Here is an 18951-nt window from a genome sequence, read left to right as displayed (position 1 = left end):
TCTGGATTCTCTTATTAACGGTATAACAAGACGTGGAAAATCACATGTTGAGCAATTTAACTATCACAATGACATCGTATAGTTGATCTCTTTAATTAGAGGCTGCGTTTACTAGCTGCGCATAAAGTTATCTTTTAGTTTTTGCTTAAAAGTTAATGACTCGTTAATGCTTGTCGATTGTTTTTCCATTAACTGGAAAAAATGATCATGAGAAGATTAAAATGTTGATTTATAAGTGACTCGGTTAAACAAGTGTTAATAGATCGGTGTTTATTATATGTATGCCGACCTATAACAAATAGAATGAATATATGCGTTATAACATTTAAGTATATACTACTCAGTAGCGAAAGGGTGTTTTAACTATATGTCTGAAATAGGTTATATTTATCTATAACCCAAACCAAAAGCAATATATGATGTCAACCAGGAGTCTAAATCGAATCGTATTATTATTGTTATGCCTCTATGTACCATTTGCTGCTGCATATGCACAGAAACAAAGAATCACCGGTAAGGTAACGGATGCCACCACAGGCGTGCCCCTGGAAGGTATTACCGTGCGGGTAAAACTGAGCGGTACGGGTACGCTGACGGGTAAAGACGGCGCCTACGCCATCGAGGCTAAATCAGACGATGTGCTGGAACTCAGCGCTATTGGGTTTAAACCATTATCCGTGCCTGTCAATAGCCGTACCGTGGTGGATGTTCAGCTGACTTCTACGGTATCGGAACTATCACAGGTCGTACTGGTAGGTACCCGTTCCGGTGGCCGTGCAAGGATAGAGACACCTGTACCGGTAGACGTGATCTCCATGAGCCAGACCGCCTATCCGACGGCAAAAATGGACCTGACTGCCCTGCTGAATGTGTCCGCTCCTTCTTTTAACTATAACAAACAGAGCGGAAGCGACGGCGCCGACCAGATCGACCTGGCTACCTTACGTGGTCTGGGACCAGATCAGACCCTGGTGCTGGTGAATGGTAAACGCCGGCATCAGACGGCCTTTATTGCCGTATATGGTACCCGTGGCCGTGGTAACTCAGGTACTGACCTGAATGCCATCCCGGAAGCCGCTATTGACCGTGTAGAAATACTGCGTGACGGTGCATCGGCCCAATATGGTTCTGATGCGATCGCGGGTGTGATCAACATCATCTTAAAGAAAGAAGTGAATCACCTGTACGTGAATGCCGGATATGCCGGGTATTACGATCATAAATACAATACCCATTTCGGTCAGGACCTGAACCAGTATAAAAGCGGTGGCGCCATTGATGGTAACGCCGTATCTGTAGGTCTCAGTTATGGTGTGCCTTTGGGTAAGAATGGCGGTTTCCTGAACTTTTCAGGCAATTTCCTGAAACAGGGAAAGACCTACCGTCAGGTACTGGATACCAATCTGGCCAACAAAGACGCTTTGCCGATTAACGTAGTAAGACGCTCTTATGGCGATGCTTCAAAAACTACAGGTGGCGGTATGCTTAACCTGGAACTGCCTTTTGCTGACGGAAAAACCACTTTTTATGCGTTTGGGGGCTATAACTATAAGTTCTCCGACGCATATGCCTATTCCCGTCACTTTAATGGTAATAACCCCAGTTCCAGCGGACATCCCGACCGTTTCCCCACAGACGCTAGCGGTAACCTGATCTTCTATAAGGATATCATGTACCCGGTATCTTCTCCAGGTGGTGCTGCTAATGACACCGTATTTGATCCGCATATTCAGAATAAGATCAGGGACTGGTCAGCCGCCGCAGGTATCAAAGGAGAATTTGGTAATGACTGGACCTGGGACCTGAGTAACACCATCGGTCGTAACGACTTCCACTTCTATGGTGATAAGACCTTTAATGCTTCTATGGGAGCAAATACGCCTACACACTTTGATGATGGTGGCTTTTCCTTCCTGCAGAATACCGCTAACCTGACCGTTGGTAAAGAGTTCAGTGGTGTGGCACAGGGTCTGCACCTGGCATTGGGCGCTGAATACCGTTATGAGAAATACCAGATCTATGCGGGTGATGCGGCCTCTTATACAAACTATGATCCTACTTTCTTCAAAGCAACCGGGGCACAGGGGTTCCCTGGTTATCGTCCGAGTGATGAAGTGGATGCCAACCGCTCCAATATCGCCGGATTTGTAGATGCAGAACTGGATGTGACAGACAAATGGCTGATCGGTGCAGCTGTACGTGCGGAGAACTACAGCGACTTTGGTTTCACGAGCAACTATAAATTTGCAACCCGTTATAAAGTAACTTCTAACTTCAACCTGAGAGGTTCTGTGAGTACAGGTTTCCGTGCACCTTCCCTACAACAGATCAACTTCAGTTCACAGTATACTAACGTACAGGGGGGAACTATTACGGAAGTGAAGATTGCGCCTAACAGCAATAGTATTACCAGAGCAGCGGGTATCCCTGACCTGAAACAGGAAAAATCAGTCAATGCGAGTCTGGGTTTCACCTGGAAACCTGTGAGTGCATTGTCTGTAACGGTAGATGGTTACCTGGTAAAAGTAAAAGACAGGATCGTGTTATCCGGTCAGTTCAGTGCATCAGATACAACCCTTTCTCCTGAACTGTATCAGACGCTGAATGATCTTCATATCGATAACGCGCAGTTCTTCGCGAATGCGGTGAATACTACCAATACTGGTGTTGATATCGTGATAGATTATAACAAACGTTGGGCTAATCAGCGTTTCAGGGCTTTAATAGCGGCAAACTTTCAGCATATGAAGATCGATAAGATCAACATACCTGAGAAACTGAATGATAGCTATCTGCATAGAAAATCCTTCTTCAGCGATCGTGAAGAGCGTTTTGTACTGGCATCTGCACCGCCGGTGAAGATCGGTCTGAACCTCGATTATGGTATCAATAAATTCGGTGTGAGCGCGCATGTCACTTACTTCGGCAAGGTTGAGCTGTATGGATATGGCTGGAGCGGAGACCTGGCAGGAACTGGTATCAATCCTGTTGTAGGACTGGATAGCGATCCTGATAAACTGGTGCCTGAGCTGTTCAAATACAAAGGTAAGGCAGTGACTGATCTGGCAGTGAACTACAAGCTCACCAAACAGCTGAACTGGTTTGTAGGCGCTGATAATATCTTCAATGTACATCCTTCACTGGGTGTGGTAGATGGTGCGAGATTATCTGCTTATGACAGTGAAAGCGGTGGCGCCTGGGATGCGGTACAGATGGGCTTTAATGGTATCAGGCTGTTTACAAGATTTGTCCTGACATTATAAAAATAATTAAGAATTAAAAATTAAGGATTAAGAATTGAATGCAGCGGAAGCCAGGCCGGACAATTTTCCGCATTGTCTGTAGAAAAGATGGTCCGGTATTGTGACTTCAAACGCTTACGCTCAGTTCTTAATTCTTAATTAAAAAGGAAAGGCGTTCACCATCGGTGAACGCCTTTCCTTTTTATGTTGTTCCTTTAATTGCTTATTCAGCAACTGTAGAAATCTTGATCGTGTTGGTTGGCAGGTGCTCTTTTACAGGCGTGCTACCAGTGTTTACCACAACGTCACCTGGTTTTACGAAACCTCTTTCTTTCAGGATATCGATCTGGTCAGAGATGATCTCATCCAGGCTCTCTTCTCCATCATAGTAGAAGGCACGTACACCCCAGCTGAGGCTCAGCTGATTTACCAGTGTTCTCTCTTTGGTGTAGATGAACAGTGGAGAACGAGGGCGGTAGCTGCTCAGCATAAAGCCGGTGTAGCCGCTCTGTGTCATACCGATCAGTGCATCTGCATCCAGGTCTTCCGCCATTTTACATGCATTGTAGCACAGTGCATCGCTCAGGAAGGTTGGAGAGTGACGGTGAGGGATCAGGTTACGGTTATAGATAATGTCTTCTTTTTCAACTTCGTCGATGATCTTTCTCATGGTCTGGATTACCAGCTCAGGGAATTGACCAGTTGCAGTCTCACCGCTCAGCATTACCGCATCAGCACCTTCCAGTACAGCGTTCGCTACGTCAGTGATTTCGCTACGGTTAGGACGGGTACGGTCGATCATGCTTTCCATCATCTGTGTAGCCACGATTACAGGCTTAGCACGGTGGATACATTTACGGATAATGTCTTTCTGGATCATCGGGATCTGCTCAACCGGCAGTTCCACACCCAGGTCACCACGAGCGATCATTACGCCGTCGCTTTCCCAGATGATTTCCTTCAGGTTAGCAATTGCCTCAGGTTTTTCGATCTTAGAGATCACCTTCATTTTGGAATTGCGTTCTTTCAGGCGTTTACGGATCAGGAGGAGGTCATCTACGTGTCTTACGAAGGACAGGGCAACCCAGTCACATTCGTTGTCGATGATGAATTCCAGGTCGATCACATCCTTCTCAGTCAGAGCCGGGAGGGATACTTTGGTATCTGGCAGGTTGAAGCCTTTTTTAGAAGACAGTACACCTGGCAGGCTTACTACTGCTTTGATTTCCTCGTTAGCAGTAATTTCTTTTACAACTGTTTCGATTTTACCGTCATCCAGCAGAATTTTCTGGCCTGGTTTAACGTCTTTGTGCAGGTCTGCGTAAGATACATAGATCTTTTCTGCATTACCTACCACTTTCTCATTTACGAAGGTCAGGATCTGACCAGCTACCAGTGGTAATGCGTTGTTTTCTATTTCACCAACACGCAGTTTAGGGCCTTGCAGGTCAGCCAGGATGGCTACATTGTAAGGCTCAGTTTTGTTGATCTGGCGGATATACTGGATGATACGCAGTTTATCCTCATGAGAGCCATGTGAGAAGTTCAGACGGAACACGTTAACGCCGGCGCGTACGAGTGCTAATAATCCTTCATAAGTATCGCAGGCTGGGCCAACGGTTGCTACTATTTTCGTTTTGTGCAGGGAATGTGCACGGGAAGCTGCATGATCCATCTGTTTGTGTACGTATTGTGATAAATCTTTTGTACTCATAGCTCTATTTTTTAACTCGCAAGTATTTTAACCATCTTTAACCATTCCGGATCAAGGTGTTCTTTAGCCTTGATTGCCTGCTCCAGAGGTGTATATTGGATTTTGTTGTTTACAATGCCTATCATTACGTTAGAAGTACCGTTCAACAGTGCTTCTACGGCTGCGTAACCCATACGGCTGGCCAGAACACGGTCCTGGCTGGTCGGAGATCCACCACGCTGAATGTGGCCAAGGATGGTTACGCGGGTATCCAGCTGAGGGCAACTGGATTTTACCATGCGTGCTACTTCTTCTGCACCGCCGGCAATAGAACCTTCCGCTACTACGATGATATTTACCAGCTTTTTGCGGCGTTCGTTGGTCTGGAGATCTTCGATGATGTCTTTTACATCGATCAGGTGTTCCGGCGTCATGATGTGCTCAGCACCAGTAGAAATACCACTGTGCAGGGCAATATAACCAGCATCACGGCCCATAACCTCTATAACAAATAAACGGTCGTGCGCATCAGCAGTATCGCGGATCTTATCGATCGCGTCTACAGCTGTGTTCACTGCCGTGTCAAAACCAATAGTGAAATCGGTACCTGCAATATCCTTATCGATAGTGCCAGGGAGGCCGATACATGGGATATCAAACTCCTTGCTCATCTTGTAAGCACCGTTGAATGAACCGTCCCCGCCAATAACTACGATACCGTCAATGTTGTGTTTCTTCAGATTTTCGTAGGCTTTAGCTCTTCCTTCAGCTTCGTAAAATTCTTTACAACGGGCGGTCTTCAGAATGGTACCTCCGCGCTGAATAATGTTAGCCACAGATTTGGACTCCAAGGGAAATATCTCGTTCTTCAGCATTCCCCTGTAGCCATACATAACACCATACACATTTAACTGATGGTAAATTCCGGTTCTTACGACTGCACGAACAGCGGCATTCATGCCCGGCGCATCGCCACCGGATGTAAGGACTGCGATGTTAGAAACTTTTTTCATAGTTATGTTTATTTCCCTCTCTACGTTTTTATGTTGGATTCAGGGAACCCCGACGTTAGTTTAAGCTTCCTATTACCCTTATATACCCCAAACGTGTGATATTGCACTCCCGATAACCATTCTTCTCCTGTACGTTTTTTCCTGAAAATCACGCTGCTTATGCATAAATTGCCAGAGAAATATCTAAGTGGCGCACAAAAATAACATTTTGCCCTAGCTTTCTAATAGTATTCTGATGAATTACACGAAATTTTCATTTTTAATTAACTAACACAACAAAATTTTTAAAAAATATACATAGATATAATTTAAATACAAACCCGCAAATGTTTCAAATGAAAACAAGTCGATCATCTCGCCCTATCTTTACCGCATTGTATTTACTAATGATAACAGGACCCGTAATGGCACAACAGTCAGGAATTACTTATCCGAAAACAAATAAAACAGACGTTACAGACAATTACCATGGCTCCACCGTTGCCGACCCGTACCGTTGGCTGGAAGATGATAATAGCCCTGAGACCAAAGAATGGGTAAAGGCTCAGAACGCTGTCACTTCCGAATACCTTAGTAAGATACCCTTCCATGGTGCAGTCCGCAAAAGACTGGAAGAACTCTGGAACTACCCCAAGATAGGCGCTCCCTTCAAAAAAGGCGACTATTATTACTTCTTTAAAAATGATGGTCTGCAGAATCAGTCCGTGCTCTACCGTCAGAAAACCCTGAACGGTACACCTGAAGTCTTCATCGATCCGAATAAGTTCTCCGCCAGCGGAACAGTCGCGCTGGGTAGCATTTCCTTCTCCAAAGATGCGAAATATATCGCCTACCAGATCGCGAAAGCCGGTTCAGACTGGCAACAGGCCTTCGTAATGGACGTGGAAAGCAAGCAATTGCTGAAGGATTCTATCGACTGGATCAAGTTCAGCGGTATCTCCTGGAGAAAGGACGGTTTCTATTACAGCCGCTACGACAAGCCGACTGAAGAGAGCAAACTGTCTAAAAAGAACGAATTCCATAAAGTATACTACCATAAACTGGGCACCTCCCAGGACGAAGACGCGCTGATCTTTGAAGATAAAGAACACCCGCTGCGTAATGCCGGTGCACATGTAACCGAAGATGAGCGTTTCCTAATCCTGAGCCAGAGCGAAGGAACTTCCGGTAACCAGGTACTGTACTGGGACTTACAGGATCCTTCCCAGAAAGGATTTAATCTGCTGGTGAAAGGGTTTGAGTTTGAACCCAGCATCGTAGACAGCCATGGGGATAAACTCATCCTGCTGACCAATGAAGGGGCTCCCAACTATAAAGTAGAGCTGATCGATCCTAAAAACCCTTCCAGCCGCCAGTTGCTCATTCCAGAGCAGAAAGAAGTGTTACAGGGTGTAGGTACCGCCGGGAGAAGACTTTTCGCCAGTTATCTGAAAGACGCCGCTTCCCGTGTAGCGCAATATACATATGATGGTAAACTGGATTGGCAGATCGAATTGCCGGGTATCGGTACAGCCAGCGGTTTTGGCGGAGAAGACGGTGACAAGGAGTTTTTCTATTCCTTCACTTCTTTCGTAAATCCGGTTACGATCTATAAATATGATATCGCCAGTGGTAAGTCAGCCCTCTACGCTAAAACGGAAGTTAAATTCCACCAGGAGGACTACGAAACCAAACAGGTATTCTTCAGCAGTAAAGATGGTACCAAGGTTCCTGTATTCCTGTCTTATAAAAAAGGACTTAAGAAGGATGGCAAAAACCCGGTACTGCTCTATGGTTATGGTGGATTCAATATCCCAATGACCCCTGGATTCAGCGTTTCCAACCTGTTTTTCATGGAACAGGGAGGCATCTATGCAGTCGTTTGTCTGAGAGGCGGCAGCGAATACGGAGAAGCATGGCACAAAGGCGGTATGCTGGAAAGGAAACAGAACGTATTTGACGACTTTATCGGCGCAGCCGAATTCCTGGTAAAGGAAAAATATACCAGTCCTTCCAAACTGGCGATCCGCGGTGGCTCTAATGGAGGTTTGCTGATAGGCGCCTGTATGACACAGCGTCCGGACCTGTTCAAAGTAGCCCTGCCGGCAGTAGGGGTGATGGATATGCTGCGTTTCCAGAATTTCACCATCGGATGGGCATGGGTAACAGAATATGGTACCAGCGCTAAACCAGAACAGTTCAACTATCTGATCAAATACTCTCCGCTGCATAACCTGAAAGCAGGTACGCAATATCCGGCGACGCTGGTCACCACTGCTGACCATGACGACCGTGTGGTACCAGCGCACTCTTTCAAATTTGCGGCAACCTTACAGGCTGCCAGTGCAGGTCCTAACCCGACGCTTATACGTATAGATACCCAGGCCGGCCACGGTGCGGGTAAACCTACTTCCAAGCTGATCGAAGAGGCTGCAGACGTTTGGTCATTTACAATGTATAATCTCGGTATGAGCTTTAAATAAGCGTTACTCATAAGATAAAGTCCCCGGGGCTGTCTGCTGTATGGCAGACAGCCCCTTTGCATTCAGGCTGGTATAATGCGGCAGAGGTATCATCATGACCGGCCGGCTTTTTGCGGGAAAAGAGGGAATCGTATGGCCGTGTGGGCGATCTGGCCTGTCGGGGAGACATGTACCTGTCAAAGCCCTTCAAAGCCCCGTTCTGCCTATGGATTAAAGGTTATAGCATTACGGATAAGGAATCAATATAATCCTGCGATCACCTTGTAATTCGTAACCGGTATTTGAAACTGAATTCGTAATTTTAGTAAAAGGCATAGATCATGAAGGTATTAATCACAGGAAGCAACGGATTATTGGGCCAGCACCTTATTCCCGTTTTTTTGGAGGATAGCCGGTATCAGGTAATAGCCAGCGGAAGAGGACCTAACCGTCTGCCGCAACAGACCGGATATATCTATGAAGCCACCAACCTGCGGGATTCCACCAGCGTAAAGCATCTGCTGGATAAATATCAGCCGGACATTGTCATTCATGCTGCTGCTATGACCCAGGTAGATGACTGCGAACGTAACAAGGATCTCTGCTGGGATACCAATGTAGCTGCCACCCGTTACCTGCTGAAGGCTGCCGAAGCACATAACACCTTCTTCATTTTCCTGTCTACCGATTTTGTATTCGACGGTTTAAAGGGACCCTATGCAGAAGAGGATGCGGTAAACCCCATCAGTTATTACGGCTCCAGCAAAGTGGCCGCCGAAAACATGGTACGTGGCAGTAAACTGCCATGGGCTATCGTACGTACCGTACTGGTATATGGTATCGCAGCTGACTCCAAACGCAGTAACATCATCACCTGGGTGAAAAACAACCTGGAACAGGGCAAAAAGCTGAAGGTCGTGGATGACCAGTGGCGCACCCCAACCCTCGTACAGGACCTGGCAGCCGGATGTAAGCTGGTAGCGGATAAAAAAGCCGCTGGTACATTCCACATCTCAGGTAGCGAAACGCTGACCCCTTATCAGATGGCAGTACAGACTGCCGGTTATTTTAAACTGAACACACAGTTGCTTGAAAAGGTAGATGCTAAAAGCTTCACGCAACCTGCCAGGCGCCCTGCTAAAACTGGTTTTGTCATAGACAAGGCCGTGAAAGAGCTGGGTTTTGCTCCACATAGTTTTGAAGAAGGACTGGAGATCCTGTCAAAAGAGATCTAGTGTATTTGTAGCTCCATTTCCGATTACATAGGCTGAAGATTGTTTCTCAGGAAGGGTCTGCTGTTGTCAGGGCTTAGGCGAAGCCTTGTCTCTGTCCTTTAAAAGTTGTTTACTTTTTAGGCAGAGTCTTACGCTGCGGTTTCAGATGGGCCCCTTGGCTGACGCGCTTTGAAGTTTCTATATGGGGCTTTGGGAGGTCGTGTTGGGCTTGGGGATATCTGTTGAATTTCGGTTAGGCGGATGGGCATACTTCAAAGCGCTAAGGCCAGGGGCTCCATCTGAAAGCCTTCGCTGTGACAGGGTTGACAATAGTCAATAAGACTCTGGGATATACTGGCTGGTAGGCGGGGGGAGGTGTAAAAGTCGGGAAGGTAAGATAAGTGAATAGTACATTCTTATATATAAGACATATAAAGAAAAAGCCCGTCAGCTCATACTGACGGGCTTTTTCTTTATAGATGATAGTCTATTATTATTGTTGTTATGGCCGCGATGGCTGAATAAACACCTTGAATTTAGGCTTGTATTTTTGCTGGATAGAGTCCTTTATCGTTATTGTATCCGCGGCTGGTGTCCTGAATTGCTCCGCTACCATGAAGGAAGAGGAGTCAGCGTTGGCCAGTAAAACAAATTTTACTGGTTTGTCTTTCTGCCAGCTTGATTGTTTTTTGAACATATCGTCAGCGCCTTTTCTGGTCTTATATGTAGCAAAAATGACATCATAAGACATCTCCTGTGCACTCGTGGCTGCTGCGGCTGTAGCTGCTGCTTTTTCTGCGCTGTCGGCTTTTGCCTGACTGGCGGCAACGGGTGCTGCCTCTACAGGAGCAGGATTCACTGCACTTTCGGCTCTGGTGATCTGGGGACGGTTCTTATTAACAGAATACCATACGATACCAGCTGTTACTACACAGGCGACAGGAATGGCCACCCATAACCAGCGTAATTTGGAGGGGATCTCCTGCGCATATTCATATTCGTAGTCATTACCGCTTGTTCCTGTAGTACCGGTGCTGCCAGCGGCCACGGTAGATGCCGGTGTTGATGGCGTAGCGGCGACTGGCTCCGAAGCAGGAGTGGGGGCAGGAGATGAAGAAGATGAAGATGAGGAGGAAGAAGACGATGGAGATGCCGTCAGATGGTCTACCACCTGTTTGCCCACCATTTCTCTGTTCCCTACTGTCACTTTATGGATTGCGTCCTGGCGTATTACCGGACTTACATGCAGCACGTCACGTGTAAGGGCTGGAGGTTCCTGTTCAAAGGAAATCCTGCCTACGTTGTTCGCCTGTAGTTGTCCTACACCCGGAATGACAATTGTTTCGCCATTTTTAAGCACTTTCCTGAAATCCTCCAGGTATTTCTCCATTTTCAATTGCGCAATCGCAGGCACCAGGTGCTCCTTTTGCGAAATCCATTCCAACAGGCCGCCGTCATTCGTCAATGTCTCATCAAAAGTGATGATCTCTCCGGGAGGTAATATCATTTTGCTGGTAACATCGTAACGAGCGGGTGTGTGTGTCAGTCTGAACACGCCTAGTTGGGGCAGGCAACAGATATGCTGCCTGAACAAAATTTCCTGTATGTATTGCTGTAGTACCAATTACGTAGATATTCCTGTTATTGTAAAATGACCCTCTGTATCAGTAGAAAATTGGGAATTGAAAGCAAACATCAGGAATCTGTTTAAAAAGTGGTATAGTCGACAAGTATTATACTAAAACACTATTTATACAAATTTCTGATGCCTGGTTTCCAATCGTAACTGCAATTGTACGACTTTAAAATTTAATCATCACACCTCCCAGCACATTCAACCCATAAGTCTGGTATCCATACCAGCGCTGATATTTTGAATTGAAGAGGTTATTTGCATTCACCCAGATGTTGAAATTCTTGCCAATATCATAGTTAGCACCTGCGCTGAGGTCCCATTTACCTTTGGTTTTGTCAAAGTCCTGGGTAGCGAATACCTGGTAGTAAGTACCGCCCAGGTAGTACAGATTTGCATTCAGGTGCAGCTTTTTAGCCAGGGTATATTGTGCGAATGCGTCAGCCTGGAATGGGATCAGGCCCCATGGCTTGATCTCGCTCTTCTGTTTGTTGTAGTTGAACCAGTCAAAAGCCAGTCTTAACTGGAACTTCTCTTCCTGGATGTAACCTACTTCCGCATGCAGATTGAAGGCTCTCAGTTCCTCCTCATTCTTAGTATAGAAGGTTTTGCCATCAATACTGTCATTCACGAACAGCGGCATATTGTGCCAGGTAACAGCGGCAAATTTGGTGTTGTAATTGAAATGACTCCCGATCGTTCCTTTGATACCGGTGTATTTTTCTTCTACCCTGGTATTCAGGATTCCTTCACCATAGCTGCCCAGGAAAGGATTCTGGTTGGCCAGGTTACGGAAACTGTTCTTATTGATATAAGAGATCCATCCACTGCTCAGGATCACTTTTTTGTAGATGATATGCGATTCGTTCACGATGTCCGGCAGCAGATAGAACTTACTGTTGGTCCAGGTCGGATTCACACCTGCATGCAGCATAAAGCGGGGCTTTACGATTTCCAGGGCAGGGTGGATCGCCACTACGTTGTTATTCACCTGCGGATGATCATCTTCTTTAAAGGAAGAAAGGTCAAAAACGCCTTCTGCTTTGATATAGATGTCTTCAAACAGCTGCTTGGATACCGGTACCTTGAAGACTACCGTTGGTTCCTTGCGCTTATATGCATCGCTGAAGTAAATGAATTTGGCAGATGGTTCAAATCTGAAAGCCCAGTCATTCAGCGGTCTGTTTTTTACACCTACCTGCGCGGTGAACTGGTTGAAGTTCTGTTTTACATCATTTTTACTGAACTCCAGGGTGGCGTGATCATAACCGTAATAGTGTATCTGGTTACGGTCATATCCGATGCTACCATTGATCTCCCACAGCGGGGTGAAGTAGGTGCCTGAGCCGAGTATATTCAGTGTGCTGTAATCCTGGTTTTTGATATCACCCTTGGAAGAGGTGTAGTTCACATACACACCGAGGTTGTATTTCTCCTGACGGCCGGTACCAAAACCTGCCTGGATCAACGGTGTGCTAAGGTTGCCATAACCTGCCCTGATAAAGTTGTTCTGTAATCTGCTCAGTGAATCTTTACCCAGCGCCAGCGGCTTCAGTGGAATCGGCTGGTACATGAAGTAAAGGTTCAATGCCGGTACCTGGTATTGTAAAGCCGGACGACTCGTGTCAAAAGAAGGCAGTGATGCGGTCAGGTTCAGTTTTGCCGCATCCCTCAGCTTCGGACGGTAATTGGAAATGATGTCAATGGTCTCTTCCTTGAGATTATCTTTCTCTTTTTGCGCGAATGCCTGCTGCTGCGTCAGGATACCTGCACTGCAACCTGCTACTGCCAGAAACCGGTGAATATTTTTGATATAAGCGTTCATGCTAACGTAATTCGGAATTATTTACTTGGATTTAATTTTAGAGGCAGCTTTTTCGTCTGCTTCTACTTTCGCCAGTTTATCTTTCGCTTCCTGTTTCAGCTCAGGGATCTGACAATTCTCTGCAATACTCTGGAAGGTAGCTTTTGAATTGAAATAGTCTTTCTGGCGGTGGTATACATCACCCAGCAGGATGTAGGATTTTGCAACCCACATTTCATAACCAGGCGTATTCTTTATTACATCAAAACCTGCTTTTTCAGCACCTGCCAGATCATTCTTCTGTAACAGACAGTAAGCAATGTTATAGCGGGCTTCAGCACCAATTTCTGACTTCGTCAGACCGGCTGCTATTTTGTATTCTTTGATCGCTTCATCGTAGTTACCACCTTCCTGTTCAGCGCGGCCCAGGTAAGCATGACCTACGATCTGGTCATCTGTACTGATGTTGCTGCTGGAGAGCAGGATCTCTGCATAACTGTTCACCTCATCCCAGTGTTTCAGCTGATAGTTGCTGCGCAGCAGACCACGGGTAGCGGCGAAGGTGTTTTCTTTGGTGGTGGAAAGGTCCTGGAGCTGCAGATAGTAAGTGCGGGACTTTTCATAGTTCTTCACCTGATAGAAGTTGATATTCGCGGCCTGTAACGCAGCACGTTCTGCATACAGACTGTTGTTCTTGGTCAGTACGAACTCATAACCAGGTAATGCGGCTGTATAATCTTTGTTGTTATACGCACACTCTGATTTGTAGAAGTTCGCAGGCAGTACAAATGCTCCGTTAGGGAAGCGTTGCAGGTAGCTGTTGAATGCGGGAATTGCACCAGCACAGTCGCCATTGCTGAATTTGGATTCAGCGGCTGCATAGCTCAGGGAGTCTTCAGCAGAAGCGGTGATGGTTTGTCCGGATGCTTTCAGCAATGCGATATAAGCATCGGTTTTACCCTGACCTACATAGATATCTTTTACAGCAGTCAGTGCGGCATTGGCTTCAGGAGAGTTTGGATATTTTTCAATTACCTGACGATAGTAGGAGAGTGCCTTCTCATCATTGTCTTTATTGAAGTAGCAGAGACCCAGTTTCAGCAATGCACGTGGTGCATTCGGACCATTAGGTTGTTTCTGCAATACGTTTTCCAGGTAAGGGATTGCTTCGTTGTATTTCTCTTCTGCCAGATAAGTATTCGCGATCTCCAGATCAGCATCATTACCAAAACCTGAGCTCGGGAATTTGTTACCCAGTTGTTTCAGCAGGGCCACTTTTTCATTGGTCTTACCCTGGATACCCAGAATGATACTTTTCTGATAGGTAGCATAGTCGGAACCTGGCTGATTGTTGGCGATGATCTTCTCATATAACGCCATTGCTTTCGGATAGTCTTTCAGCATGTAGTAACAGTCAGCACTACGGAGAGCAGCATCTGTGGTGATACGTGCAGCGTTTGGTCCGGTAGTGCGTTGTGCCGCTTCAAAGTGCTGTAAAGCGCGGGTATAATCTTCAGCTTTCAACAGTGCATAACCCATATTGTAGCTGGCCGTCTGTGCATTGGCTTCACCGGAAGAAGGCACAGCGCCGGTCAGATAAGTATTCAGGTGACTGATGGCATCCTGTGTTTTGTTCTGTCGCATGGAAATTTCCGCTTTCCAGAAATGCGCCAGCTGCACAAGATTTTTATCGTAAGGATTTTTCAGGGAAATGTCCAGCAGACGGTCAGCTTCTGCCAGTTGCTGGTCATTGATCACCTCTGTAGCACGACCGTAAGCTACTTTCTGGTAAGCTTTCAGTACAGCAGGAGATTTCTCCGGCATTGCCTCGATGATGGTCAATGCGTCGTTATAGTTGTTGGTATTCGCAAAGAGATTTACCAGTATTTCGCGGGCTTCTTTGGTGTAAGCAGAACGCGGATAGGTATTGACAAAGCTGGTCAGTTCAGATACAGCGGCATCCTGATAACCCAGTTCGTAGGACAGTTTACCGTAGTTGAAGCGGGAAATTTCCTGTTGCTGTGGATTAGCGCTGTTGCGTGCACAGAAGGCGAATGCGTTACGTGCATTGGCTTTCTGGTTGGTGCGCAGATAACAGTCACCCAGCAGGTACATGGAGTTTTGTCCCAGGGAGTCTTTTTCGCTGCTTAGTTGTTTGAAACCGTTGATTGCTTTGCTGAAGTTGCCTGTCTGGTAGTAGCTGTAAGACAGCTGATAGATATCTTCTTTTCTTACCTCTTCTGCATTGTCATTGAATTCCTGCAGATAAGGCAATGCTTTCTGGTATTCTTTTCTTTCGAAATAAGTCTGCCCCAGCAACTGTTTCAGTTCGGCTTCGTAATACAGTCCGCCTTTCTTAACAAGCGGTTCTCCGTAGCTGATCAGCTGATCTTTCTTATTCTGGAAATAATAGATCTCAGCGATATAGTAAGGAACGATGGCGCTGTATTTAGGTTCATTTACCACGCGCTGGAAGCTGGTGAGGGCTTCGTTATACTGACGGTTGTAGTAAGCGATGAAACCGTAGTAATAGTTGGCCGGCATGTAGTATTTACCCTGTACTTCCTTGATGGAGCCGAACAGTGGTTGTGCCTTCTGGAAGTCTTTTACGTTGAAATAGCAATAAGCCAGTTCAAACTTTGCTTCTGCGATTTCGGCGTTGGAAAGGTTCTCGATATTGGCTTTTTCGTACAGCGGAATGGCTTCCTTGAGCTTATTCTGATGGAAGTAGTACTTCGCCAGCTGGTAGCTGACCAGCTGCTCCCTTGCATTGTTGTTGTAGTTGGCGAGGAAGTCCAGTGCCAGTTTTTCGCCATTGGCCTGACCGAGTTTCAGTGCACAGACGGTGTAATAATACTGGGCGTCTGTCTTTACGAGACTACGGCTTGTCTCCTGGAAATAGCCAATGTTATCGATCGTTTGACGGAACAATTGCATGGCCACGGCGTATTTTTCCTGCTGGAAAAGTTGCTGGGCGTCCTTGAAAACTTTATCCGGCTCTGTATATACGCGCGTTTGCTGTGCTTTCGCCGCAGGTGCAGCCAGTATACAGAAAGAGGCCAGGAATAAGTACCAATGTCCGGAAACAAGAAACTTTCTTATGAATTGCATGCTTTTAACCTGTTATAACTTAAATTATGCGTTTAAAACGAACCCCGCGCAGAAATTATTTCTGTTCAGGATCAATAAAATATTGTTTGAGGGAGACAAAAACAGCAACAAATATAGCTATTGGATTTAATTAAGCTATACACCGTCTGTCTTAGATGGCGGGAACCGGATGGCCGGCACCTGATACGCGGAACCTGTCTCTGATACTGTTTGCCCTGATCCTGAATTAAGGTGTTGACTTGCAAGAATTAAACCAACTTAGACAAAGAGACGGGGAAAACAGGAAGATATGCACATGTATGTGGATAATCCCTGCTTATATTACTTGCCACCGTCAGCTACCTCATTTCCATTGACTGCAGGGACCCATTTAAGGTGGTAGTGAGTCCTGTCGGGGCTCCGGGACCTGCATCCGGGAAAGGAAAGCTTAATGCTGCCTGCGCCTGATAGCCTTTTAATTGTTTATTATTAATCATATTTTTGGCGCATTCTATGACCTGAAGGGGAAACCAGATTTTCTAATATACCTGAAAATGCCTCGGTGACAAACGATGGTAATGAACATTTTACAGGTAAAACCAGATTTCTTTATGAGTAAACTATTTACTTCGCGTGTGAACGCCGGCGCCGTTAGCTTTGCCATGCTGGTATTACGGGTGGTATCCGGCGGTATGATGTTCACACACGGATGGGCAAAACTGAATACTTTTTCAGCTAAAAAGGACGGTTTTCCCGACCCATTGCATGTTGGACATGCCGTATCGATGTCACTGACTGTCTTTGCAGAAGCGCTTTGCGCTGCATTGATCGTGGTAGGATTGCTGACACGCCTGGCGGCAATACCGCTGGTGATCTGTATGGGAGTGGTGATATTTATGGTAAAGAAAGGAGCGCCATTGAATGAAAATGAAATGGCTATTCTGTTCCTGGCAGCGTTCATCGCTATATTGTTTGCCGGTCCTGGTAAATTCAGCCTGGATCATGTATTTGGAAAAGGAAAATAAACTTAGCACCTGACAGAACGCCTGCCGGGAAACACGGAATGTATTTTGCGGTAAGCGTTCTGCATCGGGTTTTTATCAAGCAGTATATTATGTTTACACAGACGACACAGATTCGCGTACGATATGGAGAAACAGACCAGATGGGATACCTTTATTACGGCAATTACGCATTGTACTATGAGGTAGGACGTGCGGAAGCCATCCGGACGCTGGGTTTTACCTATGCGGAACTGGAAAAACAGGGCATCATCATGCCGGTAGCCGAACTGAATTCCAAGTACCTTCGTCCGGCTTACTATGATGATCTTATAACCGTGAAGACTATATTGAAGGAACTGCCGGTCGATCATAAGATCCGGTTCCATACTGAATTATATAATGAGAAAGGCGAATTATTGAACGTAGGCGTGACCACCCTGGTATTCCTGCATGCAGATACCAAACAGCGTTATGGAATGCCTCCCGTTATGATGGAACGCCTGGCTCCTTTTTTTGAGAAAAGCCTGTAAATCATGACAATACAAGCGGATAAGGTAGTAGCTACCATCATCACGATCGGAGATGAACTACTGATAGGACAAACGATAGATACGAATTCTGCCTGGATAGCGCAGCAGCTGAATGCGATGGGTATATGGGTACACCGCCGTGTAGCCATCGGAGATGTAAGAGAGGCGATCCTGGATGCATTGGAGGAAGAAGGGGCGGTGTCTGATATCGTGTTGATCACGGGAGGACTGGGTCCTACGGCGGATGATATTACCAAACCCGTTTTATGTGAATATTTTGGCGGAACACTGGTAAGAGATGAAACTACTTACCGCCAGGTCATGGAATTTTTTGAAAGCAGGGGATTGCCAGCCCTCAAACGGAATGAAGATCAGGCACTTGTTCCTGACGTAGCCACCGTGTTGCACAATACCAGGGGTACTGCGCCGGGGATGTGGTTTGAGAGAGATGGAAAGATTTATGTTTCTATGCCCGGTGTTCCTCATGAAATGAAGGGACTGATGACAGACCATGTCCTGGCACGTCTGCAGGAGTATTTTCAGACGCCTGCCGTTGTACATCAGACCTTACTGACATCCGGTATGGGAGAATCTTTTGTGGCAGAGCGACTGGTGCATTTTGAGTCCGCGCTTCCACCACATATCAAACTGGCATATCTGCCGTCCTATGGGCTGCTGAAGCTGCGACTGACGGCTTCCGGTCCTGATAAACTCTCTACTGCGGCTGCGTTGTCTATCTATTTTCACCAGATGAAAGAGATACTGGCGGATATCACAGTATATGACCAGGATCTGCCGATGGCAGAGGTATTGGGTACCCTGTTGAAGGAAAAAGGTAAGACGGTAGGCACGGCCGAAAGCTGTACCGGTGGCTTTATTGCCCATAATATTACACTGGTGCCGGGAAGTTCTGCCTGGTATAAAGGCAGTATTGTGAGTTATGCGAATGAAATTAAAAGCAGTCTGCTGAATGTAAAGCCAGAAACGCTGCAGGCCAATGGTGCAGTGAGTGAGGCGGTAGTGCAGGAGATGGCAAAAGGGGCGCTGGCGCAGCTGAAAACAGACTATATTATAGCCGTGTCAGGCATTATGGGACCCGACGGCGGGACCCCGGAGAAACCTGTGGGCACCGTATGGATAGCAGTTGGTAGTACGAAAGAACTGGTAACAATGAAGTTCCACTTGCGTTACGACCGGTTGAGTAACATACAAATAACAGCAACTTATGCGATGAATGAATTGAGGAAGTTGATAGTATAAACCTTACTTTTGTTTCCGTACCTAAAA

At 46.3% G+C, this 18951-nt stretch carries 12 protein-coding genes; 6 read left to right on the top strand and 6 right to left on the bottom strand.

Translation table 11 applies throughout. The features are described 5' to 3' along the window. Window positions 1-416: 416 nt before the first annotated feature. A complete protein-coding gene (locus tag BMZ72_RS10785; protein WP_089808093.1) occupies window positions 417-3263 on the top strand; it encodes a TonB-dependent receptor in 2847 nt (948 codons plus the stop codon). Between the two features lie 202 nt (window positions 3264-3465). On the opposite strand, the gene pyk is transcribed toward BMZ72_RS10785, so the two are convergent. Continuing rightward, window positions 3466-4956 carry a pyruvate kinase gene (gene pyk / locus BMZ72_RS10780; protein ID WP_177222753.1) on the bottom strand — a complete coding sequence of 497 codons (1491 nt, stop codon included), beginning with the start codon at window positions 4954-4956 and terminating at the stop codon, window positions 3466-3468. 11 nt (window positions 4957-4967) lie between these two features. Next, complete coding sequence (gene pfkA / locus BMZ72_RS10775; RefSeq protein WP_012789989.1) at window positions 4968-5948, bottom strand: 6-phosphofructokinase; 981 nt, start codon at window positions 5946-5948, stop codon at window positions 4968-4970. A gap of 404 nt (window positions 5949-6352) precedes the next feature. Between pfkA and BMZ72_RS10770 the strand changes: the two genes are divergently transcribed. Beyond that, window positions 6353-8410, top strand: coding sequence for a prolyl oligopeptidase family serine peptidase (locus BMZ72_RS10770; protein ID WP_089808091.1), 2058 nt, complete (start codon window positions 6353-6355; stop codon window positions 8408-8410). Window positions 8411-8730: 320 nt separating this feature from the next. Continuing rightward, entirely contained in the window at window positions 8731-9624 is an 894-nt protein-coding gene (locus BMZ72_RS10765) for an SDR family oxidoreductase (protein ID WP_089808089.1), read from the top strand. A gap of 481 nt (window positions 9625-10105) precedes the next feature. Here BMZ72_RS10765 and BMZ72_RS10760 read toward each other — a convergent pair whose 3' ends face one another. The 4 genes from BMZ72_RS10760 to BMZ72_RS36540 form a co-directional block, all read right to left on the bottom strand. Beyond that, entirely contained in the window at window positions 10106-11227 is a 1122-nt protein-coding gene (locus BMZ72_RS10760) for an HU domain-containing protein (RefSeq protein ID WP_255373176.1), read from the bottom strand. Window positions 11228-11405: 178 nt separating this feature from the next. Further along, window positions 11406-13061: a TonB-dependent receptor gene (locus BMZ72_RS10755; protein WP_089808085.1), complete on the bottom strand. Its 1656-nt coding sequence runs from the start codon at window positions 13059-13061 to the stop codon at window positions 11406-11408. A gap of 21 nt (window positions 13062-13082) precedes the next feature. Next, entirely contained in the window at window positions 13083-16151 is a 3069-nt protein-coding gene (locus BMZ72_RS10750) for a tetratricopeptide repeat protein (protein WP_089808083.1), read from the bottom strand. 338 nt (window positions 16152-16489) lie between these two features. Next, window positions 16490-16627, bottom strand: coding sequence for a hypothetical protein (locus BMZ72_RS36540; protein ID WP_177222752.1), 138 nt, complete (start codon window positions 16625-16627; stop codon window positions 16490-16492). Between the two features lie 114 nt (window positions 16628-16741). Between BMZ72_RS36540 and BMZ72_RS10745 the strand changes: the two genes are divergently transcribed. From BMZ72_RS10745 to BMZ72_RS10735, 3 genes are all read left to right on the top strand, one after another. Beyond that, the gene (locus BMZ72_RS10745) at window positions 16742-17155 is read left to right on the top strand and encodes a DoxX family protein (RefSeq protein ID WP_089809781.1); all 414 of its coding nucleotides are present in this window, start codon (window positions 16742-16744) and stop codon (window positions 17153-17155) included. 89 nt (window positions 17156-17244) lie between these two features. Beyond that, window positions 17245-17664 carry an acyl-CoA thioesterase gene (locus BMZ72_RS10740; protein WP_089809778.1) on the top strand — a complete coding sequence of 140 codons (420 nt, stop codon included), beginning with the start codon at window positions 17245-17247 and terminating at the stop codon, window positions 17662-17664. A 3-nt stretch (window positions 17665-17667) separates the two neighbouring features. Beyond that, window positions 17668-18924 (top strand): CinA family nicotinamide mononucleotide deamidase-related protein, encoded by a 1257-nt coding sequence (locus tag BMZ72_RS10735; RefSeq protein ID WP_089808081.1) that lies wholly within the window; start codon window positions 17668-17670, stop codon window positions 18922-18924. The last annotated feature ends 27 nt before the right edge of the window (window positions 18925-18951 follow it).

It is taken from the genome of Chitinophaga sp. YR627 (genome assembly GCF_900114995.1).
Taxonomy (GTDB): domain Bacteria; phylum Bacteroidota; class Bacteroidia; order Chitinophagales; family Chitinophagaceae; genus Chitinophaga.
This window is presented reverse-complemented; position numbering and strand designations above follow the sequence as displayed.

What these genes read in the sequence shown, in the direction of transcription:
- BMZ72_RS10765 (WP_089808089.1), top strand. Translation starts at nt 8,731, where the DNA reads ATGAAGGTATTAATCACAGGAAGCAACGGATTATTGGGCCAGCACCTT.
- BMZ72_RS10745 (WP_089809781.1), top strand. Translation starts at nt 16,742, where the DNA reads ATGAGTAAACTATTTACTTCGCGTGTGAACGCCGGCGCCGTTAGCTTT.
- BMZ72_RS10740 (WP_089809778.1), top strand. Translation starts at nt 17,245, where the DNA reads ATGTTTACACAGACGACACAGATTCGCGTACGATATGGAGAAACAGAC.
- BMZ72_RS10750 (WP_089808083.1), bottom strand. Translation starts at nt 16,151, where the DNA reads ATGCAATTCATAAGAAAGTTTCTTGTTTCCGGACATTGGTACTTATTC.
- BMZ72_RS10785 (WP_089808093.1), top strand. Translation starts at nt 417, where the DNA reads ATGATGTCAACCAGGAGTCTAAATCGAATCGTATTATTATTGTTATGC.
- BMZ72_RS10770 (WP_089808091.1), top strand. Translation starts at nt 6,353, where the DNA reads ATGGCACAACAGTCAGGAATTACTTATCCGAAAACAAATAAAACAGAC.
- BMZ72_RS36540 (WP_177222752.1), bottom strand. Translation starts at nt 16,627, where the DNA reads ATGATTAATAATAAACAATTAAAAGGCTATCAGGCGCAGGCAGCATTA.
- pyk (WP_177222753.1), bottom strand. Translation starts at nt 4,956, where the DNA reads ATGAGTACAAAAGATTTATCACAATACGTACACAAACAGATGGATCAT.
- BMZ72_RS10735 (WP_089808081.1), top strand. Translation starts at nt 17,668, where the DNA reads ATGACAATACAAGCGGATAAGGTAGTAGCTACCATCATCACGATCGGA.
- BMZ72_RS10755 (WP_089808085.1), bottom strand. Translation starts at nt 13,061, where the DNA reads ATGAACGCTTATATCAAAAATATTCACCGGTTTCTGGCAGTAGCAGGT.
- pfkA (WP_012789989.1), bottom strand. Translation starts at nt 5,948, where the DNA reads ATGAAAAAAGTTTCTAACATCGCAGTCCTTACATCCGGTGGCGATGCG.